The sequence below is a fragment of the Lactobacillus ultunensis DSM 16047 genome, from assembly GCF_001436305.1.
In the GTDB taxonomy this organism is placed as follows: Bacteria; Bacillota; Bacilli; order Lactobacillales; family Lactobacillaceae; genus Lactobacillus; species Lactobacillus ultunensis.
In genome coordinates this window covers 21,993-46,004 of sequence record NZ_AZFO01000015.1, presented here as the reverse complement: position 1 = coordinate 46,004, position 24,012 = coordinate 21,993, and the positions used below count along the sequence as shown (strand labels likewise).

At 36.1% G+C, this 24,012-nt stretch carries 20 protein-coding genes; 17 read left to right on the top strand and 3 right to left on the bottom strand.

Annotated features, from left to right (window positions below; translation table 11 throughout):
- The first annotated feature begins 143 nt into the window (after positions 1 to 143).
- Positions 144 to 800 (top strand): uracil-DNA glycosylase, encoded by a 657-nt coding sequence (locus FC57_RS05760; protein ID WP_007126336.1) that lies wholly within the window; start codon positions 144 to 146, stop codon positions 798 to 800.
- Complete coding sequence (locus FC57_RS05755; RefSeq protein WP_007126335.1) at positions 793 to 1,581, top strand: SGNH/GDSL hydrolase family protein; 789 nt, start codon at positions 793 to 795, stop codon at positions 1,579 to 1,581. The genes FC57_RS05760 and FC57_RS05755 overlap by 8 nt, the downstream gene beginning before the upstream one ends.
- Positions 1,582 to 1,628: 47 nt before the next feature.
- Here FC57_RS05755 and lexA read toward each other — a convergent pair whose 3' ends face one another.
- Positions 1,629 to 2,255, bottom strand: coding sequence for a transcriptional repressor LexA (gene lexA / locus FC57_RS05750; RefSeq protein WP_040529722.1), 627 nt, complete (start codon positions 2,253 to 2,255; stop codon positions 1,629 to 1,631).
- Between the two features lie 151 nt (positions 2,256 to 2,406).
- Between lexA and FC57_RS05745 the strand changes: the two genes are divergently transcribed.
- The 5 genes from FC57_RS05745 to FC57_RS05725 all read left to right on the top strand — a co-directional run bounded on the left by FC57_RS05745 (position 2,407) and on the right by FC57_RS05725 (position 8,622).
- A complete protein-coding gene (locus FC57_RS05745) occupies positions 2,407 to 2,670 on the top strand; it encodes a DUF896 domain-containing protein (RefSeq protein ID WP_007126333.1) in 264 nt (87 codons plus the stop codon).
- A gap of 65 nt (positions 2,671 to 2,735) precedes the next feature.
- The gene (locus FC57_RS05740; RefSeq protein ID WP_007126332.1) at positions 2,736 to 2,954 is read left to right on the top strand and encodes a YneF family protein; all 219 of its coding nucleotides are present in this window, start codon (positions 2,736 to 2,738) and stop codon (positions 2,952 to 2,954) included.
- A gap of 82 nt (positions 2,955 to 3,036) precedes the next feature.
- Positions 3,037 to 4,800, top strand: coding sequence for an ABC transporter ATP-binding protein (locus tag FC57_RS05735; RefSeq protein ID WP_007126331.1), 1,764 nt, complete (start codon positions 3,037 to 3,039; stop codon positions 4,798 to 4,800).
- A complete protein-coding gene (locus FC57_RS05730) occupies positions 4,793 to 6,589 on the top strand; it encodes an ABC transporter ATP-binding protein (protein WP_007126330.1) in 1,797 nt (598 codons plus the stop codon). Before FC57_RS05735 ends, FC57_RS05730 begins: the two co-directional genes overlap by 8 nt.
- Before the next feature lie 89 nt (positions 6,590 to 6,678).
- The gene (locus tag FC57_RS05725) at positions 6,679 to 8,622 is read left to right on the top strand and encodes a M13 family metallopeptidase (protein WP_007126329.1); all 1,944 of its coding nucleotides are present in this window, start codon (positions 6,679 to 6,681) and stop codon (positions 8,620 to 8,622) included.
- A 52-nt stretch (positions 8,623 to 8,674) separates the two neighbouring features.
- On the opposite strand, the gene FC57_RS05720 is transcribed toward FC57_RS05725, so the two are convergent.
- Both FC57_RS05720 and FC57_RS05715 read right to left on the bottom strand, forming a co-directional pair.
- The gene (locus FC57_RS05720) at positions 8,675 to 9,853 is read right to left on the bottom strand and encodes an SAM-dependent methyltransferase (protein WP_040529720.1); all 1,179 of its coding nucleotides are present in this window, start codon (positions 9,851 to 9,853) and stop codon (positions 8,675 to 8,677) included.
- Between the two features lie 105 nt (positions 9,854 to 9,958).
- On the bottom strand, positions 9,959 to 10,573 hold the full coding sequence (locus FC57_RS05715; protein WP_007126327.1) for a lysophospholipid acyltransferase family protein: 615 nt from the start codon (positions 10,571 to 10,573) through the stop codon (positions 9,959 to 9,961).
- Between the two features lie 64 nt (positions 10,574 to 10,637).
- Here FC57_RS05715 and FC57_RS05710 point away from each other — a divergent pair, with 64 nt between their 5' ends.
- The 10 genes from FC57_RS05710 (at position 10,638) to FC57_RS05665 (ending at position 23,947) form a co-directional block, all read left to right on the top strand.
- Entirely contained in the window at positions 10,638 to 11,669 is a 1,032-nt protein-coding gene (locus FC57_RS05710) for a GIY-YIG nuclease family protein (RefSeq protein WP_007126326.1), read from the top strand.
- Positions 11,670 to 11,829: 160 nt separating this feature from the next.
- Positions 11,830 to 12,603, top strand: coding sequence for a 30S ribosomal protein S2 (rpsB, locus tag FC57_RS05705; RefSeq protein WP_007126325.1), 774 nt, complete (start codon positions 11,830 to 11,832; stop codon positions 12,601 to 12,603).
- Between the two features lie 33 nt (positions 12,604 to 12,636).
- On the top strand, positions 12,637 to 13,662 hold the full coding sequence (tsf, locus tag FC57_RS05700) for a translation elongation factor Ts (RefSeq protein ID WP_007126324.1): 1,026 nt from the start codon (positions 12,637 to 12,639) through the stop codon (positions 13,660 to 13,662).
- 136 nt (positions 13,663 to 13,798) lie between these two features.
- Entirely contained in the window at positions 13,799 to 14,524 is a 726-nt protein-coding gene (gene pyrH, locus FC57_RS05695) for a UMP kinase (RefSeq protein WP_007126323.1), read from the top strand.
- A complete protein-coding gene (frr, locus tag FC57_RS05690; protein ID WP_007126322.1) occupies positions 14,524 to 15,081 on the top strand; it encodes a ribosome recycling factor in 558 nt (185 codons plus the stop codon). The genes pyrH and frr overlap by 1 nt, the downstream gene beginning before the upstream one ends.
- 2 nt (positions 15,082 to 15,083) lie before the next feature.
- Complete coding sequence (locus tag FC57_RS05685) at positions 15,084 to 15,818, top strand: isoprenyl transferase (protein WP_007126321.1); 735 nt, start codon at positions 15,084 to 15,086, stop codon at positions 15,816 to 15,818.
- Position 15,819: 1 nt separating this feature from the next.
- The gene (locus FC57_RS05680) at positions 15,820 to 16,635 is read left to right on the top strand and encodes a phosphatidate cytidylyltransferase (protein WP_007126320.1); all 816 of its coding nucleotides are present in this window, start codon (positions 15,820 to 15,822) and stop codon (positions 16,633 to 16,635) included.
- A gap of 12 nt (positions 16,636 to 16,647) precedes the next feature.
- Positions 16,648 to 17,904 (top strand): RIP metalloprotease RseP, encoded by a 1,257-nt coding sequence (rseP, locus tag FC57_RS05675; RefSeq protein ID WP_007126319.1) that lies wholly within the window; start codon positions 16,648 to 16,650, stop codon positions 17,902 to 17,904.
- Between the two features lie 32 nt (positions 17,905 to 17,936).
- Complete coding sequence (locus FC57_RS05670) at positions 17,937 to 19,634, top strand: proline--tRNA ligase (RefSeq protein ID WP_007126318.1); 1,698 nt, start codon at positions 17,937 to 17,939, stop codon at positions 19,632 to 19,634.
- A gap of 5 nt (positions 19,635 to 19,639) precedes the next feature.
- Complete coding sequence (locus FC57_RS05665; RefSeq protein WP_007126317.1) at positions 19,640 to 23,947, top strand: PolC-type DNA polymerase III; 4,308 nt, start codon at positions 19,640 to 19,642, stop codon at positions 23,945 to 23,947.
- The last annotated feature ends 65 nt before the right edge of the window (positions 23,948 to 24,012 follow it).

Genomic DNA, 24,012 nt, shown 5'->3' with positions numbered 1-24,012 from the left:
GTCCACTTTAGTGGGATTGTATCAACACCGGCGGTTTTTGCTATCTTAAATTGAATTCATTATACATTAAATTTCTATTACATGAAATACATTTGCTTATTAATTATAATTAGTGTAATTAATAAATTAGGAAGTGAACAATAATGGATTATCCAAAAAAATTGATTAATGAAGTTAGGCAACGTTCAAAGGGTATGAAACTTGAGGGCATTAATTCGGGAAGTGGTCCGCGATACCCATTATTAATGATTGTAGGTGAAGCGCCAGGTCGTAACGAGATTGTAAACAATATTCCATTCAGTGGTGACGCTGGCAAAGAACTGGATAAATCTTTGAAACAGATTGGCTTAACTCGAGATCAGGTTTATATCACTAGTGCTGTTCGAAGTCGTCCTTATAGTATTAAGAAGGTTTTTAGTAAAAGAGAAAACAAGGAGGTTACTAAATATCCTAATCGTAAACCTACTAAAAAAGAAATATTAGCACATGCACCTTTTTTGGATTATGAAATTGCATATGCCCAGCCTAAGTTGATTGTGGCATTGGGAAATACTGGTTTAGAGAGATTAATTGGACCTGGACATAAAATTTCTGCTGAACATGGAAAAGTGATCAAGAATACTTCAATTTTAAAATTGAATAAACAGAAAGATGGTTATATTTGGTCTGAAGAAAAATATACTATTTTCCCAGAATATCACCCAGCAGCTGTATTCTATAATCGAAAATTAGCTAAAGATATAAAAAAGGATTGGGAAGTAATTAAGCCCTTTATCTTGAAAGAAGAAAAATATGAGTAACGAAACATTTTTGATTCCAATTAAACAAAATAATGATTTATCAGATATTGCATTAAAAGAGTTACGAATGGATTTGGATGAGCATCCCTTAAATCAGCGTTATTATTCCGACCTCGCTTATTTACCGGGGAACAGTCGCAAATATAGTTTAAATAGAGTCCAGACCGTTAAAAGTCCTTTAAGAAATAAAAAAATTTTGTTTTTAGGATCTTCAGTAACCTTTGGTTTTGGCGCTTTGGGTGAATCCTTTGTTGACTATCTTTGGAAGAAAGATGGGGTAGCTGCCATTAAAGACGCAGAAAATGGCACTACTTTGGTGGATCAGGATACTAGTTATCATGGTGATTCTTATGTAGCTCGTTTTAAGGAAGAGTTGGATGAGACTAGACCAGATATGATGGTGTTGCAACTTTCTACTAATGATGCCAATACTAATCAAAAACTAGGTAAGATAAGCACGAATAGTAATTATGATACACAAACAATTCTAGGAGCCATTGAGTTTATTATTAGTTCCGCTCAAAATAAGTGGCACTGCCCAATTTTGATTTATACAAATCCATTTTTTGACAATTCCTTATATCAAAAAATGGTCGAAGAAACACTTGAGATAGCTAAAAAATGGAATATTGACGTACTTGATTTATATAACAATTCTGCTTTTAAGAAACAGGATTCACTTTATATGGCAGATGCAATTCATCCGACTCGTGCAGGTTACTTAGAGAAGTGGCTACCGCTATTTGAAGTTAAGCTTATAGAAAATTTAGGCAAAAAATAATAAGTCAAGCTAATAAAGAGCCTGACTTATTGAATTTACAATATCTATTAATCTATATCGTTACGGTAAAGGCCAACAACTTTACCTAAAATACTTACTTTAGGTAAAATGATAGGATCCATTGTATCGTTCTCCGGTTGTAGACGATAATGACCGTTTTCTTTGTAGAAACGTTTAACCGTTGCTTCATTTTCTTCGGTCATGGCTACAACAATTTCACCGTTGTTAGCAGAGGTTTGCTTTCTGACAATTACATTATCTCCGTTTAAGATGCCAGCATTTATCATACTTTCACCGTGAACTTTAAGCATAAATAGTTCACCAGCATCGTTTTCAAGGTCTGGTGGGAGTGGAAAGTATTCATCGATATCTTCTACTGCTAAAATTGGTTGACCAGCAGTAACCACACCGACCACAGGAATTTCCTTAGGTTTAATACCTAATTTTTCCTTACCTTCGGCAGTAATTTCTAGGGCACGAGGCTTAGTTGCGTCTTTAATCAATAAACCTTTGCGTTCGAGACGTGCCAAATGACCATGAACAGTGGAGGTTGAAGATAAGCCAACGGCGGAACAAATCTCACGAACGGTTGGTGGAAAGCCTCGATGGTCGACAGTATCATAAATATAGCGTAAAATTTCTAATTGTTTAGTTTCACTGTTTTTCTTAGGCATTTTCATTTTCTCCGTTAATTTTAGTTATTTATTCTTATAAGTAATTTTAACAGAAAAATCAAATAATCTCAAACAAGCGTTCTAAGAATTATACCTTTTTTTTAGTTTAAAAATAAGGTAGACTAATGATTGTCAATGTGAGGTGGATATTATGAATAAAGATATTATGAGCAAAGAAGAAGAAAAAAAGGTAACTGATCGTATTAATGAACTTTACCACAAGAAGGAAAGAGAAGGCTTAACACCTGCAGAGGAACAAGAGCGTAAGGAACTTCATAAAAAATTTATCGCAAACTTCAGAGCTGCTTTTAGGCAAGATGTCGAGGATATGGTAATTATCGATAAGAATGGTAAAGAAGTTACTTCTGAAAGAGCTAAACGCGCTCAAAGAAGAAAAGGACTTAGAAAAGATTAATTAAGCCTTTAAAAAATATGAAAAATTATGTAAAATAATATTGTTAGTTAGATGGAGGATATAATATGAATTTAGGTTTAGCAATTTTTTTAATCATTGTTGCCCTTTTAGTTGGTGCAACTGCAGGTTTTTATGGTGCAAGAGCATACATGAAGAAATATTTCAGGGATAATCCTCCTATTAGTGAAGACATGATTGTTGCTATGATGTCTCAAATGGGACAAAAACCTTCAAATAAGAAGGTACATCAAGTAATGAACATGATGAAGCATCAACAAAGATAATTAAGTAAATTATCTTGTATGCAAAGGCGAAGGATTTTCCTCCGTCTTTTTTTGTGCTCTTTTTTAAGAATGAGGTGAGGAAATGAATATTTTTAGTAAGTTGGGTTGGTTTTTTAAGCAGGAGAAAAAGCGGTATATTGTTGGTATTACTTTTTTAGCTTTGACTTCTTTAGCAAATTTGGTTCCGCCAAGAGTATTAGGCTTAATGGCTGATCAATTAGATAAAGGACATATTTCTTGGGGTCAATATGGGATGCTGATTATTGCTGTTTTAGCAGCAGCTTTTGTTCTTTATATTTTGCGCTATTTTTGGCGTAAACAAATCTGGGGTGGAGCTGCCGAACTAGAACGGCAAATGAGGTCAAAATTATTTGATCATTTTATGATCATGGATCGTACTTTTTATCAAAGACACAGAACTGGTGACCTGATGGCCCATGCCACTAATGATGTTTCTGCAATTCAAAATGTCGCTGGAGATGGTGTCTTGACGTTGGTTGATTCACTGATTATGGGGCTGTCGACTATGATTGCAATGATTGTGTTTGTCGATTGGCGTTTAACGATTGTTGCATTGTTGCCATTGCCGTTTCTTGCTTGGAGTGCTAAACATTTAGGAGACAATTTACACAATGCTTTTGATAAGTCTCAAGCGGCTTTTTCTCGTTTAAATAATAAAACTCAAGAGTCAATTTCTGGTATCAAGGTTATTAAGACATTTGGTCAAAGTGAGCAAGATACCAATGCTTTTGATAAGATGGTTGATGATACAATTAAAATTAATAAAAAAGTCTTTATTTGGGATTCATTATTTGATCCATTGGGAACTATTATTATTGGCTTAACTTATACAATTACTATTATTTATGGTGGTTTATTGGTATCCGATAAAATCTTATCTGTTGGTCAGCTAGTTTCTTTTATTGCTTATATTGGAAACATGGTTTGGCCTATGTTTGCAATTGGCTATTTATTCAATATCTTGGAACGTGGAAGTGCCAGTTATGACCGTGTACAAAAGCTGTTAGATGAGAAACCGTTGATTACTGATGCTCACGCAGATGAGAGGTTGACACCGACAGACATTCACGGTGATTTGCAATATGATGTTAAATTATTTGCTTATCCAGATGAAAAAGATATTCCAGTTTTACGGGATATTCACTTTGCTCTTAAAACCGGACAGACTCTAGGCTTAGTTGGTAGAGTCGGTGCAGGTAAAACTACCATAATTCAGCTACTCTTGAGAGAATTTGATAATTATGAAGGTAAGATAACCCTTAATGGACATGATATTCGGAATATACCTTTAAATGTTTTGTTAAGGCAAATTGCTTATGTACCACAAAATAATTACTTGTTTTCAACGAGTATTCAAAAGAATATTGCTTTTTCAGATGTTAATGCACAAGATAATCAAATTATTGCAGCGGCCAAGAAGAGTGATTTGCATAATGATATTTTACAAATGCCGCGAGAATACAGCACATTAGTTGGTGAAAACGGTGTGTCTCTATCTGGTGGACAAAAGCAGAGAATGTCAATTGCTCGTGCTCTTCTAAAGCAGAGTCAAATTTTGATCTTAGATGATGCATTATCAGCAGTTGACGCTAAGACAGAGACTGAAATCTTACAGGCGTTGCGTAAAGAAAGAAAAGATAAGACAACTTTAATTGCCGCTCACCGTTTAACTTCAGTGATGAATGCTGATTTAATTTTGGTTTTAAAAGACGGTAAAATCGTTGAGCGTGGTACACATGATCAATTATTAGCTCAAAATGGTTGGTATGCAGAAATGTGGCGTAAGCAAGAATTAGAAGACGAGGTGGGTGACAGCAATGAATAACGATGAAAGCAATCAATCAGTTTGGGCAAAGGCGATACCAATTAAAGAGCAAGTTGGGATCTTTAAAAGATTGATGGGTTTTGTTAAACAATTCAAATTTGAGATGATAATTGCCTTAGTTGGTGCTCTTTTTGTAAGCATTATTAATATGCTCTTACCGTTTGGTTTACAATACTTTCTTGATCATTTTTTGATTAAAAAGAGTGCAACAGTTCAGATAGTTCTATTTGCTGGCTTTTTATATGCTTTAGGTTCTTTACTGAAGGCTATTATTCAATTTACATATCAATACTTTTTTGCTTTAGGATCAGAAAAATCCTTAGAAAGTGTTCGACGTGCGCTTTACCGTAAACTGCATACTTTAGGCATGCGTTACTTTGATCAAACGCCTGCTGGTTCAATCGTTTCAAGAGTAACAAATGATACGATGACTTTGAGCCAATTCTTGACTGTTTTATCGAGTGTAGTCATTAGTTTCTTTTCAATTGTTTCAGCCTTGGTAGCAATGTTTGCGACTAATAGAACGGCTGGCTGGTTAATGTTGATTTTTCTGCCAATTATGCTGTTTATTATTTGGCTTTATTCGCAATATAGTTCACGCTTGTATCGTAACTATCGTGAACGCTTGAGTAGAATTAATACTAATTTGAATGAATCAATTGAAGGGGTTTCTTTAATTCAACAGTTTAAGCAAGAGAAACGAATGACTAAGGAATTTGAAAATGAGAATGGTGGCTTAATGAATACTCGTTTCAATATGATTCGAATTAATTCGTTGCTTCTGTCGCCACTAACTAGTTTGCTCTATTCCTTAGCTTTAGCCGTTTCTTTAATATATTTTGGCTTCCCTTTGCAAGCAACATTTGTACCAGCAGGGGTAGTGTATGCTTTTTCACAATATATTTCTCAGTTTTTCAATCCAATTTCTACAATGATGGATCAAATGACACTCTTTCAAGATGGGATTGTTGCTGGTAAGCGTATTTTTAGAATTCTTGATGATACGGAATATGAACCAGCTCAAAAAGTGCAACCAGGTTTGACTATTAGCAAAGGTAAGATTGAATTTAAACATGTTAGTTTTTCATATGATGGTAAGAATGAAATTTTGCATGATATTACTTTTACAGTAAATCCTGGTGAAACACTTGGTATCGTAGGACATACTGGTTCAGGTAAAAGTTCAATTATTAATGTGATGATGCGCTTTTATGAATATTATCAGGGCGAAATCTTAATTGATGGTGTTGATATTAAAAAATATTCTAAAAAGGAATTGCGTAAAAAGTTAGGTTTGGTTTTACAGGAACCTTTTATGTTCTATGGAGATATTGCTTCGAATATCCGGTTATATAATAAGAATATTACCGATGAGCAGATTAAAAAGGCTGCTCAAGCTGTTCAAGCGGATCGTTTTATTGAAAAAATGCCAGGCAAATATCATGCTAAAGTGATTGAAGGCGGTAGTGAACTAAGCCAAGGGGAAAGACAGCTGATTTCTTTTGCTCGAACTTTGGTCACTGATCCCAAGATTTTGGTGTTAGATGAGGCTACAGCTAATGTAGATACAGAAACAGAAGATTTAATTCAAAAGGGGTTAAAGAGATTGCGTAAAGGTCGAACTACCTTGGCTATTGCCCATAGACTTTCAACGATTGCTGATGCTGATCAAATCATTGTATTAGATAAAGGACGCATCGTTGAAAGAGGTACGCATGAAGAATTGTTAGCGCAAAAAGGTTATTATTATAAGTTGTATACTTTACAAAATAATAAAAACAAAGATTAAGCTAAGGAATGTTGGCCATATTGCCAGCATTCTTTTTGCTATAATTGAGTAAAAGATGAAATATTAATGATCAGGTAAAGGAGGACGAAATGAGAAGATATTTAGCTGTTCGTGGTGGTGCAGGAGATGTCGCTGAACCAGATGTTAATGCTAAACCACAAGATAATCTATACTTAGCTGTTAACTCAGAGTGGTTATCCAAAGCTGAAATTCCAGCAGATCGGACATCAACTGGTGTTAACTCAGAATTGGATATCAAGATCGAAAAACGTATGATGGAAGACTTTGCCGATATTGCATCTGGTAAAGAAGAGATGCCAAAGATTAAGGATTTTGATAAAGCAATTGCTTTGTATAAAATTGCCAAGAACTTTGAAAAGAGGGATGCAGAAAAAGCACATTCAATTCAAAAAGATTTGGAGGAGTTATTGGATTTGAGCAACTTTGCTGATTTTGAGGGAAAGGCAAAGAAGCTTTTCATGGGATCATATGCTTTACCGTTCAGCTTTGATGTTGATGCCGATATGAAAAATACGGACGTTAACGTGCTGTATTTTGGTGGTCCAAGCACATTCTTGCCAGACACGACTACTTATAAAACTCCAGATGCTAAAAAATTATTAGATATTTTGCAAAAACAAAGTATTAATTTATTGATGATGGCCGGACTTGGTAAAACTGAAGCGAGAGAATATGTTGAAAATGCATTAGCTTTTGATGCCAAGGTCGCAAAAGTAGTTAAATCTACTGAAGAGTGGGCTGATTATGCCGCTATTTATAATCCTGTATCCTATGCTGATTTTATTGCTAAGTTTAAAGCATTTGATATGGATCGATTTTTAAGTGCGCTTTTAACCAAGAAAACTGATCGTGTCATCGTAATGGAACCACGTTTTCTTGATCATGCTGAAGAATTGATTAATGAAAATAATTTTGACGAGATCAAAGGCTGGATGCTGGTCAAATATATTAATAGTGTGGCTAAATACTTGTCACAAGAATTCCGTAAAGCTGCATTTCCATTTAATAAGGCAATTACTGGTACGCCAGAAATGCCATCACAAATCAAACAAGCTTACCGTTTAGCCAATAGTGCCTTTGATGAAGTTGTGGGTATTTTCTATGGTAGAAAATATTTTGGTGAAAAGGCAAAGCATGATGTTGAAGATATGATTCATAACATGCTTAAGGTATACGAAGAAAGAATTAATCAAAACGATTGGTTGTCTGAAGATACCAAGAAAAAGGCAATAATTAAGTTGAAGGCTTTGGTCTTAAAGATTGGTTATCCTGAAAAGATTGAAAAACTCTTTGATCTTTTGCAAGTTGATCCTGAAAAGAGCTTATATGAAAATGAAGCTGCGATGGATACGGTGCGTACGCAATATATGCTGGATAAATTGACTAAGCCAGTTGATCGGTCAGTATGGTTAATGCCAGGGAATCTAAACAATGCTTGCTATGATCCTCAAAGAAATGATTTGACTTTCCCAGCTGGTATTTTGCAAGCACCATTCTATGACATAAAGCAATCTCGTGGTGCAAATTATGGCGGTATTGGTGCAACCATTGGTCATGAAGTCTCACACGCTTTTGATAATGACGGGGCCAAGTTTGATGAGCACGGTAATATGAAGAACTGGTGGACTAAGAAAGACTTTGCGGAATTCAATAACCGAGTTGGTCAAATGGTTAATATCTTTGACGGTTTGCAATATGGTCCTGCAAAGGTCAATGGTAAACAAGTAGTTTCTGAAAATATTGCTGATTTGGCAGGTTTAGCATGTGCTATCCAAACTGCTAAAAACGACGGAGCAGATTTAAAAGATTTATTTGAAAACTATGCTAGAAGCTGGATGGAAAAGCAACGTCCAGAGGCAATCAAGACAGAAGTGCAAACTGATGTACATGCCCCGCAACCAACGAGAGTAAACATTCCGGTTCAATGTCAAAATGAATTTTATGAGGCATTTGATGTTAAGCCTGAAGATGGCATGTGGCTTGATCCCAAGGAAAGGATTACTATTTGGTAAAAAGGGTAAAAAAATAAGCGCTGAAATTCAGCGCTTATTTTTTTACTTAAGTTTATTTATCAAGCATGTATTTTCTAGTCATTGGTAAGTTTTTGCCAGATGGACCCTTAGTTAAAAGATATTGGATAACATCGATATTGCCTGATTCAAATGAGGCTGCACAGGCATTTAAGTACATATCCCACATACGAGTGAAACGTTCACCCATTTTTTCTTGGATTTGGTCACGAGCAGCATTAAAGTTCTTGTCCCAAATTTCTAAAGTTCTTTGATAGTGGCGACGTAGTGTTTCCATATCTGTGATTTGTAAACCATTGTCGACGATGTCACCAACAATTTCTTGCAAACCTGGAATATAACCACCTGGGAAAATGTATTTATTAATCCAAGCGTTAGTAGCACCGCCTTGTTGACGAGTAATACCGTGGATTAATGCAACTCCATCTTTATTTAAGTACTTGTACACATCTTGGAAATATTCAGGCAAGTTTTCTGATCCAACGTGTTCGAACATACCAACTGAAGTAATATAGTCCCAGTGTTGATCTCCAAGCTCACGGTAGTCTTCTAATTTAACTTCGGCTACATCTTGTAAGTTTTCATCGTAAATACGTTTTTGTACTAATTTAAATTGTTCTTCACTCAGAGTAACACCAGTAACTTTTAAACCATACTCTTTGGCAGCAGTGAGCATTAAAGTTCCCCAACCACAGCCAATATCGAGCAAAGTTTTGCCTTTCTGAGGGTGTAATTTATTTAAAATATGGTGGACCTTAGCAATTTGTGCTTGTTCGAGATCATTTTCATTGCCATCTTCAAAGTAAGCACATGAATAAGTTAAAGTTGGATCAAGCCATAACTTGTAGAAGTCATTACCAATATCATAGTGACTTTGTACATCTTCTTCACTTTGCTTTTCAGTATGCTTTTGTTTAGGCAAAAACTTGCGAAACTTGGAAGAACGCATGAAGCTGTCGGCACTTTCGTAAGCACCTAAGATTAGTTTTTGAATGTCTCCGTGGATTTCGATCTTTTTGTCCATGTATGCTTCACCAAGTGCAAGTGAAGCATTTCTAGTAATGTCGCCCATAGGAATTTTTTCGTTAAAAACGATTTCGATTTCAGGATCGCCATTTCCGTAGACTTCACTTTTGCCATCCCAGTAAGTTACTTTAACGGGAAAAGGGAAGGATTTTTTGAGCATCATTTTATAAAATGTTTTTTCTAACAATTATCTTTCCTCCAATAATTATCAAACCTAATTATTTATTTTAACACTAAAAGGAAATCTGCAATAAAAAATACTTAATCTAGCGTAGTAGATTAAGTATTTTATCTATTTTGCGATGTAATGAAAGCTAGGATCCAACTCATCATCCAGTTTTTTCCATGCATCTTCTAATTTTTGATAGATAATTTCTTCGTTTTCATGAGTCAATTTGGTTTTACGATCAATAGTGATGGGATTGCCAAAGTTTACTTTAAGTGGTCTTCTTTTTAGTAAATCTTTAAAAGATAATGGTCCTTGATAAACAACTGGTACCATAGGCTTTTGTGCCATCTTAGAAATTACTAGAGCACCGCCTTTTAATTCAGCTGAATGTCTTGTTCCAGATGGAAAAATAATTAAGGAAAGTTCTCCTTTTCGTAAACCTTTGACAGGAATTTTTAAAACAGAAGGTCCAGGATTTTTTCGGTCAACAGGGAAAGCGTGAGCATGCTTTAAAATGAAACGCAGAATTGGATTCTTGAATAATTCAATTTTTGCCATAAACATGAATTCCATTGGACTGGCACCAAGAGCAAATAAGATTGGTTCCCACCAGGTGCGGTGTGGAGCAACTAAGATGTAATTTCCATTAGGTAAACGATCTTTATGATGGATATGCAAATGTCCATTTAATACCCAAACAATGAAGCGGGCAATAGGACGAATAATTTTATAAAACATTTTGTCCTCCAATTTGTTGTAAGCTATTATAAAAATAGATAGATGAGAAAGGCAAATATTTTTTATGGTGGATTTAAAAGATAATGAACGAATTGATTATATGTACAGTGATGATTTGCGGATTATCCAAGATAAGACTGCCTTTAGTTTTTCCATGGATACTCTTCTTTTGGCATACTGGGCAAAAGAAACAATTCGTGATCGTGACAAAGTAGCTGATCTTTGCGCGGGGAACTGTGCAGCTACAATCTATATGGCCTACTTTAATAGAGCACATTATGATGCAATAGAAATTCAAGATGAAGTGTATTCTCAAGCCAAACGTTCTGTTGAGTTAAATAAGATGGAAAATAGAATTTCAGTCTATAAAGATAATGTATTAAATGCTCCTAGTTTTTTGCGTAAAGATAGCTATGATGTTGTAACAGTCAATCCGCCATATTTTAAAGCGCCCGAAGGCCATGAGGTAAATCCAGATCGTAAGAAAGCCATCGCTCGTCATGAACTTTTAATTAATTTAGAGCAGATTATTGAAGTTGCCAGCGGATTATTGAAGATGAAAGGGAGGATGTACATGGTGCATCGCCCAGAACGTTTGGGTGAAATTTGTTACTACTGTATAAAGCATGATTTAAGCGTTAAAATGATTCAGCCTTTTGTTTCTCATCGTGGTGATAATGCAAATTTAATTATTATTGAAGCGGTAAAACATACAGGTACCGACGGAGCAGAGTTGCGGGATGCAATTGAAGTACATGACCCAAATGGTGAATTTAGACCATTGATACAAAGAATTGTACGCGAAACAAAAGAAGATAAAGAAAAACATGATGCTCGCGGCAAATATTACTTTTATGTTTTACTTTGTAACGATGGCAGCTTTTATGGTGGTTTCACTAATGACTTAGCACATCGATTGAAAATGCATAATTCTGGTAAAGGTGCAAAATATACTAAAACAAGACGACCGGTAAAAATGATTTATCATGAACAATTTGATGATAAACGTTTAGCTTTAAAAAGAGAATACTGGTTTAAACATCATAGTCGTGCTTGGAAAGAAAAATTTTTACGAGAGCATAATATTCAATTTTAATCTTGCAAGTCAAAAAAATTTTTTGTAGAATAGTCAAGTATGCTGTGTAGGCATATAAGTTAAAAACACATCAAGAGCGATCATCATCGTGGTGCCCTAGGTAGTGGTTAGATGATGAAATGAACGCTTGAGAGGATTAAAACCATAGGAGGAATAAAATATGGCAGACGTTGTTACAATGAAGCAATTGCTTGAAGCTGGTGTCCACTTCGGTCACCAAACTAGAAGATGGAACCCAAAGATGGCTCCTTACATTTTTACTCAAAGAAATGGTATCTACATCATTGATTTGCAAAAGACTATCAAGATGTTAGATGATGCTTACAACTTTATGAAGGCTGTTGCACAAGACGGTGGCGTATTCTTGTTTGTAGGTACTAAGAAGCAAGCTCAAGACTCAATTGCTGAAGAAGCAACTCGTGCAGGTCAATACTACGTTAACCAACGTTGGTTAGGTGGTACTTTGACTAACTGGACTACTATTCAAAGTCGTGTTAGAAGATTAAAGCAATTGAAGGAAATGTCACAAGATGGCACTTTCGATGTATTACCAAAGAAGGAAGTTGCTCTTTTAACTAAGGAAATGGACAAGCTTGAAAGATTCTTAGGTGGTATTGAAGACATGCCAAGAATCCCTGACGTATTGTTCGTAGTAGACCCTAAGAAGGAAAAGATCGCTGTTCACGAAGCTAACATTTTGGGTATCCCAGTTGTAGCTATGGTTGATACTAACACCGATCCAGACCCAATTGATGTTGTTATTCCTTCAAATGATGATGCTATTCGTGCTATTCGCTTGATCTCAGGTGCTATGGCAGATGCTATCGTTGAAGGTAAGCAAGGTCAAGATGACGAATCTGTTGAAGTTGACTTCAAGGAAAACGCTGATGGTTCAGAAGAAGTCACTGGCGCTAAAGAAAATCCAGAAGACTAGTTTTTACTATTAGTTCTGTAGGAGGACATATTAATGGCAAAAATTACTGCAAAGCAAGTTAAGGAATTACGTGAACGTACTGGTGCTGGCGTTATGGACGCTAAGAAGGCATTGGTAGAAGTTGACGGTGACATGGATAAAGCCATCCAATATCTTCGTGATAAGGGTATGGCTAAGGCTGCTAAGAAGGCTGACCGTGTTGCAGCTGAAGGTTTAACTGGCGTTTATGTTAACGGTAATGTTGCAGCTATTACTGAAGTTAACTCAGAAACTGACTTCGTTTCACAAAACGATAAATTTGTTAACTTGGTAAAAGATGTTACTAAGACTATCGCAGAAGGTAAGCCAGCTGATATGAAGGCAGCTGAAGAATTAAAGATGGAGGATGGTTCAACTTTAGATCAAGCATTTGTTAATGCTACTGCTACTATCGGTGAAAAGATTGTTTTACGTCGTTTCGCTTTGGAAGAAAAGACTGATGATCAAGAATTTGGTGCTTACCAACACAATGGTGGTCAAATCGGTGTTATTACTGTCTTAGAAGGTGCTGATGCTGCCACTGCTAAGCACTTAGCAATGCATATTGCTGCTATGAAGCCTAAGGTTATCTCACCAAATGAATTAGACGATGAATTCATTAAGGAACAATTGGCATTAATGAACCACAAGATTGACCAAGATAACGAAAGTCGTGAATTGGTTCATAAGAAGCCATTACCTCACCTTGTTTACGGTTCAGAAAAGCAATTAACTGATGATGTTTTAGCTAAGGCTAAAGAAGACATTAAGGCTGAACTTAAAGAAGAAGGTAAGCCAGAAAAGATCTGGGACAGAATTATTCCTGGTAAGATGCAACGCTTTATTGATGACAATACTCAAGTTGATAAGCAATTTGCAGTATTATCACAAGACTACATCATGGATGATAGTAAGACTGTTGGCGAATTCTTGAAGGAAAAGGGCGCTAAGTTAGTTGCCTTCAAGCGTTTTGAAGTAGGCGAAGGTATTGAAAAGAAGCAAGAAGACTTTGCCGCTGAAGTTCGTGAACAAATGAAGTAGTTTTAACTGCAAATTAGAAAGGAGGAGTACGATTGGTGCTCCTCTTTTTTTATAAATTTCTTTTGTCTTTCATGAGTTAAAAGACATTGCAGGCTTATATATGGTAGAATAATTAAAGCTATTAGAGGAGGTCATTATGAGTCAAGTTAAATATAAACGTATCATTTTAAAAATTTCAGGTGAAGCTTTAGCTGGTGACAAGGGCACTGGTATTAACCCAACTGTTATTGGTCACTTAGCCAATGAGATTAAGTCAGTTCATGACTTAGGTGTTGAAATTGGTATCGTCTGTGGTGGCGGTAACATGTGGCGTGGTGAAACTGGTGCTAAATTGGGGATGGAACGCGCTCAAGCTGATTACATGGGTATGCTTGCCACTATTATGAATGGTTTGGCTTTGCAAGATGGTCTTGAAAAAGTTGGTGTTCCAACTAGAATGCAAACCTCAATTGAAATGAGACAAATTGCGGAACCATATATTAGAAGAAGAGCTTTACGTCATCTTGAAAAGGGGCGTGTAGTTATTTTTGGTGGTGGTACCGGTAACCCTTACTTCTCAACTGATACTACCGCTGCTTTACGTGCTGCTGAAATCGGTGCAGATGTTATTTTAATGGCTAAAAATGGTGTAGATGGAGTTTACTCAGCTGATCCTAAGACTGATCCATCAGCAACCAAGTTTACAGAATTAACCCAACTTGATTTGATTTCTAAGAATTTGAAAGTAATGGATAGAACAGCCAGCTCACTTTCAATGGATACTGAAATCCCATTAATTGTATTTAACGTTAATACTCCAGGTAACATTAAGAAAGTTGTTATGGGAGAAAATATTGGTACTGTTATTAGAGGTAACAAATAATGAATAACGAGACTATTAAAAAAGCACAAGAAAATATGGATAAATCTATTAAGGTTTATCAAAAGAAGTTAGCTTCCATTCGTGCAGGTGTTGCTAATGCTGCACTTCTTGATAACGTAGAAGTTGAATACTATGGTGCACCTACACCTTTGACACAAATGTCTAGTATTACCATCCCAGAACCACGTGTTTTATTGATCACCCCTTATGATCAAAGCAGCTTGGATAATATTGAGCATGCACTTTTAGCTTCTAACCTTGGTTTAACGCCAGCAAATGATGGTAAGGTAATTCGTTTGGTAATTCCTCAACTTACTGGTGAAAGAAGAGAAGAAATTGCTAAAGAAGTTGGTAAGTATGCTGAAGAAGCAAAGATTGCTGTTAGAAATGTTCGTCGTGATGCTATGAATTCTTTAAAGAGAGACGAAAAGAATGGCGATATCACCGAAGATGAACAAAGAAATTTAGAGAAGCAAGTTCAAAAAGTTACTGATGATGCAGCTAAAAAGATAGATCAACTTGCTGATGATAAGCGTAAAGAAATTACTCAAGGATAAAAATGAGCAAGAAGGATAACGAATTAAATCATCTTGCCATTATTATGGATGGTAATGGACGTTGGGCTAAGAAAAGGCATAAGCCACGTTTTGTAGGTCACCGCGAAGGAATGGATAATGTAGAACGCATTACTTTAGCGGCAGACAAGTTAGGGATAAAAGTTCTAACATTATATGCTTTTTCTACTGAAAATTGGGCTCGTCCTAAGGAAGAAGTCGCTTATTTAATGAATCTTCCCGTGCGTTTCTTCGATAAATATATGCCAACTTTGATGCAAAATAACGTAAAAGTCAATATTATGGGTTATTTAGATGAATTACCTGAGAAAACGTATCAAATTGTCGAACGTGCAATGGCGGAGACTGCCCAAAATACTGGCTTGATTCTTAACTTTGCCTTTAATTATGGTTCTCGAAGAGAGATTACCTCAGCTATGAAAGAGTTAGGCGGCATGATTGAAACTGGGGAACTAAAAAGTGAAGATATTACTGAAAAAATGATTTCCGATCATTTAATGACTGGAAATTTTGGTAAATATCAAGATCCAGATTTATTAATTAGAACTTCTGGAGAGCAAAGAATTTCTAATTTTTTATTATGGCAATTAGCATATTCTGAATTAGCTTTTAGTGATAAAAACTGGCCAGATTTTAATGAAGATGATTTAAGAAAGTTTGTAGATGATTATAAGCACCGAAATCGGCGCTTTGGTAAGGTAGACGAATCGGATAGTTAATATGAAAACACGTGTAATTACGGCAATTGTTGCCTTAATCTTTTTTATTCCAATTGTGCTCGTAGGCGGTCTTTATATGGACTGGCTGACTGTACTTTTTGCTGCAGTTGGTATTAGTGAAATCTTTTTGATGAAGAAACAGATTCTTGTTTCATTTGATTTTATACTAGCTTTACTTGCAACTTTAACTTGGACGGTACCAGATTCTTTCTTTAAGGTATTTCCATCAAATATTACTAAGTTAGGCGTATTTTACGGCATTATTATGGTATTCCTAACTTGGAGTGTTCTTTCAAAGAATAAGACTACTTTCGATGATGTGGGTGTTTACACTTTAGCTGCTCTTTACATCGGAATTGGTTTTCACTATATGGCTGCAATTAGAGCATATCCCCAAAATGGATTAGCTCTTTTGGGTTATGTCTTTGTAGTCGTTTGGTCAACAGATATTGGTGCCTACATGATCGGTCGTAAAATCGGTAAGCATAAATTATGGCCAGTAATTAGTCCTAACAAGACTTGGGAAGGCTCAATTGGAGCAGTTATTTGTGCTCTAATTTGTAGTGCAATTTATGTAGCAGTTTTGAGTTATTTTAACATTACTTTTGGTACCTCTGAACTGACTATGGTAATTTTGTCATTCTTCCTTTCAATTGTAGGACAAATGGGTGACTTGGTAGAGTCAGCATATAAGCGTTTCTATGGTGTAAAAGATTCCGGTAAAATTTTACCTGGACATGGTGGCATCTTAGATCGTTTTGATAGTATGCTGTTCGTACTGCCTGTAGTAGCCGCTATTTTAGGCATTGTTCATTAGGAGAGTTTTTTATTGAAAGGTATACTAATCTTTTTAGTCGTCTTTGGTTTACTTGTATTTGTTCATGAATTTGGACATTTTATAGTAGCTAAAAAGTCGGGTATCCTTGTTCGTGAGTTTTCAATTGGTATGGGGCCTAAGCTCTTTCAAATCAGACGGAATCCTACGACTTATACCATCCGGTGGTTGCCTCTGGGTGGTTATGTTCGTTTGGCAGGATCAGATGATGAAAGTACGCTGGATCCTGGGATGATGGTTGTTTTGCAATTAAATGATCAAAAAGAAGTCGTTCGGATAGACGCTTCTGAATCAGATATGCCAATAGAAGGTGTGCCCGTACAAGTTACTAAAGCAGATTTAGTCGACAAGTTAGTAATTGAGGGTTATGAAAACGGCGATGAAAATGATCCAGTAACTTATCATGTTAATCATGATGCAACAATTATTGAAAAAAATGGTACTGAATTAATTATCGCACCACGTGATACTCAATTTAATCAGGCTAATGTTTGGCAAAAATTAGCAACTAATTTTGCAGGACCTTTTATGAATATCGTACTAGGTTTTGTTGTGTTCTTAATTTGGACATTTACTGTTCCTGGCCCTGCAACTACAACTATTAATTCGACTATGGCAAATTCTCCAGCAAGAAATGCCAAAATTGAAGCTGGAGATAAGATTATCGCTATTAATGGTAAAAAGGTTAATACTTTTGATCAAGTATCAGAATTGATTGATCAAAGTAAGGGTAAGAAAATGTTGTTTGAATTAGAAAAAAATGGTTCTACTCGGACTGTTTCTATCAAGCCAAAAGCTCGTAAAATTCAAAAGCAGACTTTCTACCAAATTGGTATTGAAGCTAAAAGCGATGAAAATGCCATTGTTAAATTGAAAAGGGGTTGGAACACCGCTGTTTCAACTACTGGTTTAATATTTAATGCAGTAGGTAATTTATTTGAACACTTTAGTTTAAATAAGTTGTCAGGTCCAGTCGGAATTTATTCTCAAACCTCACAGGTTTCTCAAATGGGATTTACTTATATTTTGGCTTTCTTGGGAATGATTTCGATTAACCTAGGAATCGTCAATTTAATTCCAATTCCTGGTTTAGATGGTGGTAAACTTTTATTAAACTTAATTGAGTTAGTTCGTGGGAAGCCGATTTCAGAAGAACATGAAGCAATTGTCGAGTTAATCGGTTTTGGTTTATTATTAGTTTTAATTATTGCAGTTACAGGTAACGATATTTATCGTTACTTCATTAAATAGTTTTAAGTTTTATTTTTACTTTAGGAGAAATAATGCGTCAATCAAAATTTTTCATGCCAACTTTAAAGGAAGCTCCATCAGATGCTGTGGCCGAAAGTCACAAGTTGATGATTAGAGGAGGTTATATTCGTCAGGTTACTGCTGGTGTATATGCATATCTTCCATTAGGTTATCGTGTTTTACGTAAGGCAGAAGCAATCATTGAACAAGAAATGGACAGAATTAATGTTCCTGAAATGATTATGCCTCACTTATTGCCAGCCACTTTGTGGCAAGAATCTGGTCGTTATAAGAAATATGGTCCAGAAATGTTCAAACTGAAGGACCGTCATGGTCGTGAAAGTTTGCTTGGACCTACGCATGAAGAAACATTTACTGAAATTATCGCTAAGAATTTAAAGAGTTACAAGCAAATGCCTCTTGCTTTATATCAAATTCAAACTAAATTCCGGGATGAAAATCGTCCTCGTTTTGGGCTTCTTAGAGGTCGTGAATTTGTAATGTTAGATGGTTACAGTTTTGCGGCAACTCGTGATCAATTAGACGAACAATTCGATGATCAAAAGAACGCTTATAAACGTATTTTTAAGCGTGCAGGCGTTTCTGTGCACCCAGTAATTGCTGACTCCGGAACAATGGGTGGTAAAAACTCAACTGAATTCCAAGCACCAGCCGCAGTTGGGGAAGATACTATTGCAATGAATGAAACTGGTACTTATGCTGCTAACTTGGAAATGGCTAAGAGTATTGATACATTTAAACAGGAACCAGAAGAAGCTAAGGAACTTACTAAGGTTGCAACTCCAGATTGTGACACTATTGAGAAGTTAGCTAAATTCCTTAATGTACCTGCAACTAGAATTGTAAAGAGTATCCTTTATATTGCTGATGGTAAAAAGGTATTAGTTTTAATTCGTGGCGATAAACAAATCAACGAAGTTAAATTAGGCCACGTTCTTGATGCTGATGATGTTCATGAAGCCAATACCGCTGACTTAAAGAAAATTACTGGTAGTGAAAAAGGCGGCGTGGGTCCTGTAAATGCAGACTGGGCTGATAAGATCATTGCCGATGAGACTGTTAAGAACCTCTATAACGTAGTTGTAGGTGCTGGTGAAACTGATTATCAATTTGAAAATGCAAACTTAGATCGTGATTTCAAGGTTGATGAATTTGCAGATTTGAGAACTGCAAATGAAGGAGAACCAGATCCAGTTGATCATTTGCCACTTAAATTTACGACTTCAATTGAAGTTGGTCACATTTTCAAGCTTGGTACTTACTACACTAAGACTATGGGTGCTGATTTCTTAGACCAAAATGGTAAAGCTAAGCCAGTTATCATGGGTTCCTATGGTATCGGTGTTACTAGAATGCTTTCAGCTGCAGTTGAACAACATTTAACCGAACATGGTGTTGCTTGGCCAAAAGAAATTGCACCATTTTCAATTCACATTGTTCAAATGAAGATGAACAAAGATGATCAAACTGAATTAGCTGAAAAACTTGAAAAGAAATTCAGTGACAAGTATGATGTTTTATATGACGACCGTAAGGAACGTGCAGGTGTTAAGTTTGCCGATGCTGACTTAGTTGGTGCACCAATTAGAATTACGGTTGGCAAGAAGGCTGCTGATGGAATCGTTGAAGTTAAGAGACCAACAGACGAAAAGGCAACCGAAATGTCAATTGATGAATTAGATAAATTTGTAAATCAAGAGTTAGGATAATTTTTGTGACAAATAAAAACGATCTTTTCTTAAAATTGCTCAAACAGGTTCACTTTCCTGATAGTTTTGAAGATAATGACCTTCTTCAAAAAGGAAAGATTGAAAACGTGGATGTTTACGCTAAGGAACACAGGTGGGATATCCACGTTTTTTTTGATACTCCATTACAATACGATACTTATGTAGCATTAAGAAAAGCTATAGAAGAAACTTTTTCTTCTTTTGTAAATGTACGATTTTTTGTAAGAACAGCTGATGGATCAGATAAATACTTACCAAAATATTGGCACTATGCTGTTGAAAATTCGAATGTTTTGCAGACTATTGCACGTGAATTTTTAGCGGCTCAAAAACCAACAAAAGAAGATGGTCGTTGGGTCATTCCTGTTGATAATAATGTAATTGATGGAATGATTGAACAAGAAGCTTTAGATAATTTAGCTGAAGAAATGCGTAAATATGGCTTTTTCAATTTGAAGTTTATTACACAGGTAGATCAAGCCAGTTTGCAAAATAATATGGAAAGCTTACAGGAGTTGCATCAAGAGCATGAAAAAAATATGCAACAACAGTTTGAACAAACTCCTGAAAAACCTAAGCCTCAGCCACGGCAATATCCAACAAAGAGAACTAGTTATGGTAAGCGCAAGTTAGATGAGAATGCTCCAATTACGCAAATTAAAGAACTAGAAGATGGGACTCGAAATGTCGTAATTGAAGGAAATATTTTTAATATTGAAAGTCGTGAATTGAAGACTGGTTCAGTGATCTTTACTGGGGAAATTACCGATTACAGTGACTCTATTGCCTTTAAAAAATTTGTTTCTGATAAGGAACAAATTGAGCAAATGTCAGCTATTAAACCTGGTACTTGGGCTAAGATGCAAGGTGGAGCTGCTGAAGACCAATATCAACACGATGTGGTATTCAATATTAGCAGTTTTGAAACGGTTGAGCATGTTGGTCGCACTGAAGACTATAAAGGTGAACAAAAACGAGTTGAATTGCATTTGCATACTAATATGAGCCAATTAGATGCAACTAATGCACCAAGTGATTTTATTAAAACAGCTAAGAAGTTTGGGCAGAAGGCAATTGCAATTACAGACCATGGTGATGTTCAATCTTTCCCTGAAGCATATAGTACTGGTAAGGCAACAGGGATGAAGATCCTTTATGGACTTGAAGCAAACATGATTGATGATCATGCGCTTTTGGTACTAAATCCCGCTCCAATGACTTATGAGGATCGTGAATTTGTTATTTTTGACGTTGAAACTACCGGTCTTTCATCTGTATATGACACAATTATTGAAATTGGTGCTGTAAAGATGAAAAATGGTGAAGTGTTGGAACGATTTGATAAGTTTATCAATCCACACCATCCTTTGAGTGAACAGACTATCAATTTGACCTCTATTACAGATGAAATGGTAAGTGCGGCTGATGATGAAGCGGTGGTAATAAAACAATTCCAAGACTTTTATGGTGATCGTCCGCTCTGTGGACATAATGTTCAATTCGATGTAGGATTTGTAAATGCTGCATTAAGAAGAGCTGGATTAAAAGAAATTACTCAACCAGTCGTTGATACTCTAGAAGTTTCACGTTTATTGCATCCTGAGCAGAATCGACATACTCTGGATTCATTGGCTAAAAAGTATAATGTATCTTTGGAACATCACCACCGTGCTAATCAGGATGCGGAAGCTACTGGCTATTTAATGTATAAGTTGCTTGATGCATTTAAGAAAAAGTACAACGAAGACAATTTGAATAACTTAAATGGTTATGCAGCTCATGGTGAAGTTTATAAACGTGCTCGCCCTTCACATATGACTGTTCTTGCTAAAGACCAAAAAGGTTTGAAGAATCTATACAAGTTGGTTTCTATTGCAAGTACGAAGGACTTTTATCGAATTCCACGTACGCCAAAATCAGATCTAGCCCGTTTGCATGAAGGCTTGCTTTATGGATCTGGTTGTTGGCAGGGTGATGTTTTCGTGGCTATGATGCAAAAGGGCTATGATGAAGCACGTGAAAAGGCTAAGTTTTATGACTTTTTGGAAGTTCAGCCACCTAAGAATTATTCTCAATTAATTGAAGACGGTTTGATTAAGGATGAGGAACAACTAGAGGAAATCATTAGCAATATTTATAAATTAGGCAAGGAACTGAAGAAACCAGTTGTTGCAACGGGGGATGCACACTATGTAGAACCTCATGATGCAATTTACCGGACTATTTTAATTTCAGCTCAGCGTTCTAACCCTAATCGAAACAAGCCACAACCAGATTTACATTTCTATTCTACTCAAGAAATGTTGAATGCCTTTAGTTTCTTAGGTGAGGATGTGGCAAAAGAAATTGTTATTGATAATTCCAACAAAATTGCGGATGAAATTTCTGAGATTCAGCCAATTAAAGATGGTTTATATCCACCTCATATTGCGCATGCCGATGAAGAACTGAAGAAATTAACTTATGACAAAGCGTATGAACTTTATGGAAATCCTTTGCCAAAGATTGTAAAAGATCGAATTGATCTAGAACTGAACTCAATTATTTCTAATGTTTATGCAGTTATTTATCTGATTTCACAACGGTTGGTAGCTAAATCAAACAAAGATGGATATTTGGTAGGTTCCCGTGGTTCTGTTGGTTCAAGTTTAGTTGCCACAATGTCAGGAATTACAGAAGTTAATCCTTTGGCACCGCATTATCGTTGTCCTAAATGTAAATATTCTCAATTCTTTGAGAACGGTGAGTATGGTTCAGGTTTTGACCTCCCAGACAAAAATTGTCCTAAATGCGGTACGCCTTTAGTTAAAGATGGTCAGGATATTCCATTTGCGACATTCTTAGGTTTCCATGGGGATAAGGTGCCTGATATCGATTTAAACTTCTCTGGAGATTATCAGCCAGTTGCCCATAACTTCATTCGAGTTATGTTCGGGCCGGATAATTCATATCGTGCGGGGACAATTGCCACGGTTGCCGATAAGACTGCTTATGGTTATGCAAAGCACTTTGATGAAGAACGTGATTTGAAGCTTCGTAATGCTGAACTTGATCGTTTGGCTAGTGGTATTCGAGGAGTTAAAAGAACAACCGGTCAACACCCAGCTGGTATTGTTGTTGTTCCTGATGATATGGATATTTATGATTTTACTCCGGTTTCATATCCAGCTGATGATGTAAATGCTGCATGGCTGATTACTCACTACGACTTCCATTCCATTCACGATAACATTCTGAAGTTCGATATTTTGGGACACGATGATCCTACTATGATTCGTCACTTACAGGATTTGTCCGGAATTGATCCTTTGACTATTCCACCTGACGATCCTGGTGTTATGTCACTTTTTTCTAGTACAAAAGCTCTTGGTGTTACACCAGAACAGATTGGTTCACAAACAGGAACCTTAGGAGTTCCTGAATTTGGGACGAGATTTGTTCGTGGAATGTTAGAGGAAACTAAGCCAACCACTTTTTCTGAACTTTTACAGATTTCAGGATTGTCTCATGGTACCGATGTATGGTTGGGAAATGCAGAAGATTTAGTTAACCAAGGAACTTGCAAACTGAAAGATGTTATTGGTTGTCGTGATAACATTATGATGGACTTAATTCACTGGGGAGTTAAGCCGGAAATTGCCTTTTCAACTATGGAATCAGTGCGTCACGGTCGTGGGATTAGTGATGAAAACATGGCAGTACTTAAGAAAAATAAAAATATTCCTGATTGGTATATTCCGTCTTGCCTAAAAATCAAGTACATGTTCCCTAAAGCCCACGCTACAGCCTATATTCTAATGGCCTTAAGAATTGCTTGGTTTAAGGTTTATTATCCTGAAATTTATTACACTGCATACTTTTCTGTTCGTGCTGACTTGTTTGATTTGGTCGCAATGAGTCATGGTAAGAATACAGTTAAAGCTGCTATGAAGGAAATTCAGGATAAAGGAATGGATGCTTCTGCTAAAGATAAGAGCTTATTGACTGTTTTGGAAATTGCAAATGAATGTCTTGAAAGAGGCATAAAGATTAAGATGGTTGATATTGATAAGTCAGAAGCAACAGACTTTAAGATTTTAGATAAACATACTATTTTAGCACCGTTTAATGCTGTACCGGGTCTAGGTGATAACGCTGCTAAGCAAATTGTAGCAGCTCGTGCTGAAAAGAAATTCTTATCTAAAGAAGATCTCTCTAAACGTGGAAAAGTTTCACAAACGATTATGAATTACTTTGAAGATAATGGAGTTTTAGACGGTATGCCAGATGAAAATCAACTATCGCTTTTCTAGTTATTCTGATTTTACATTTTTTGATGAATCATGTTATACTAATAAAGAAGTTCGAATAGGTAAAT

What these genes read in the sequence shown, in the direction of transcription:
- rpsB (WP_007126325.1), top strand. Translation starts at nt 11,830, where the DNA reads ATGGCAGACGTTGTTACAATGAAGCAATTGCTTGAAGCTGGTGTCCAC.
- pyrH (WP_007126323.1), top strand. Translation starts at nt 13,799, where the DNA reads ATGAGTCAAGTTAAATATAAACGTATCATTTTAAAAATTTCAGGTGAA.
- tsf (WP_007126324.1), top strand. Translation starts at nt 12,637, where the DNA reads ATGGCAAAAATTACTGCAAAGCAAGTTAAGGAATTACGTGAACGTACT.
- FC57_RS05680 (WP_007126320.1), top strand. Translation starts at nt 15,820, where the DNA reads ATGAAAACACGTGTAATTACGGCAATTGTTGCCTTAATCTTTTTTATT.
- FC57_RS05735 (WP_007126331.1), top strand. Translation starts at nt 3,037, where the DNA reads ATGAATATTTTTAGTAAGTTGGGTTGGTTTTTTAAGCAGGAGAAAAAG.
- FC57_RS05730 (WP_007126330.1), top strand. Translation starts at nt 4,793, where the DNA reads ATGAATAACGATGAAAGCAATCAATCAGTTTGGGCAAAGGCGATACCA.
- FC57_RS05670 (WP_007126318.1), top strand. Translation starts at nt 17,937, where the DNA reads ATGCGTCAATCAAAATTTTTCATGCCAACTTTAAAGGAAGCTCCATCA.
- FC57_RS05755 (WP_007126335.1), top strand. Translation starts at nt 793, where the DNA reads ATGAGTAACGAAACATTTTTGATTCCAATTAAACAAAATAATGATTTA.
- FC57_RS05685 (WP_007126321.1), top strand. Translation starts at nt 15,084, where the DNA reads ATGAGCAAGAAGGATAACGAATTAAATCATCTTGCCATTATTATGGAT.
- FC57_RS05745 (WP_007126333.1), top strand. Translation starts at nt 2,407, where the DNA reads ATGAATAAAGATATTATGAGCAAAGAAGAAGAAAAAAAGGTAACTGAT.
- FC57_RS05725 (WP_007126329.1), top strand. Translation starts at nt 6,679, where the DNA reads ATGAGAAGATATTTAGCTGTTCGTGGTGGTGCAGGAGATGTCGCTGAA.
- FC57_RS05740 (WP_007126332.1), top strand. Translation starts at nt 2,736, where the DNA reads ATGAATTTAGGTTTAGCAATTTTTTTAATCATTGTTGCCCTTTTAGTT.
- FC57_RS05715 (WP_007126327.1), bottom strand. Translation starts at nt 10,573, where the DNA reads ATGTTTTATAAAATTATTCGTCCTATTGCCCGCTTCATTGTTTGGGTA.
- FC57_RS05760 (WP_007126336.1), top strand. Translation starts at nt 144, where the DNA reads ATGGATTATCCAAAAAAATTGATTAATGAAGTTAGGCAACGTTCAAAG.
- FC57_RS05710 (WP_007126326.1), top strand. Translation starts at nt 10,638, where the DNA reads ATGGTGGATTTAAAAGATAATGAACGAATTGATTATATGTACAGTGAT.
- frr (WP_007126322.1), top strand. Translation starts at nt 14,524, where the DNA reads ATGAATAACGAGACTATTAAAAAAGCACAAGAAAATATGGATAAATCT.
- lexA (WP_040529722.1), bottom strand. Translation starts at nt 2,255, where the DNA reads ATGCCTAAGAAAAACAGTGAAACTAAACAATTAGAAATTTTACGCTAT.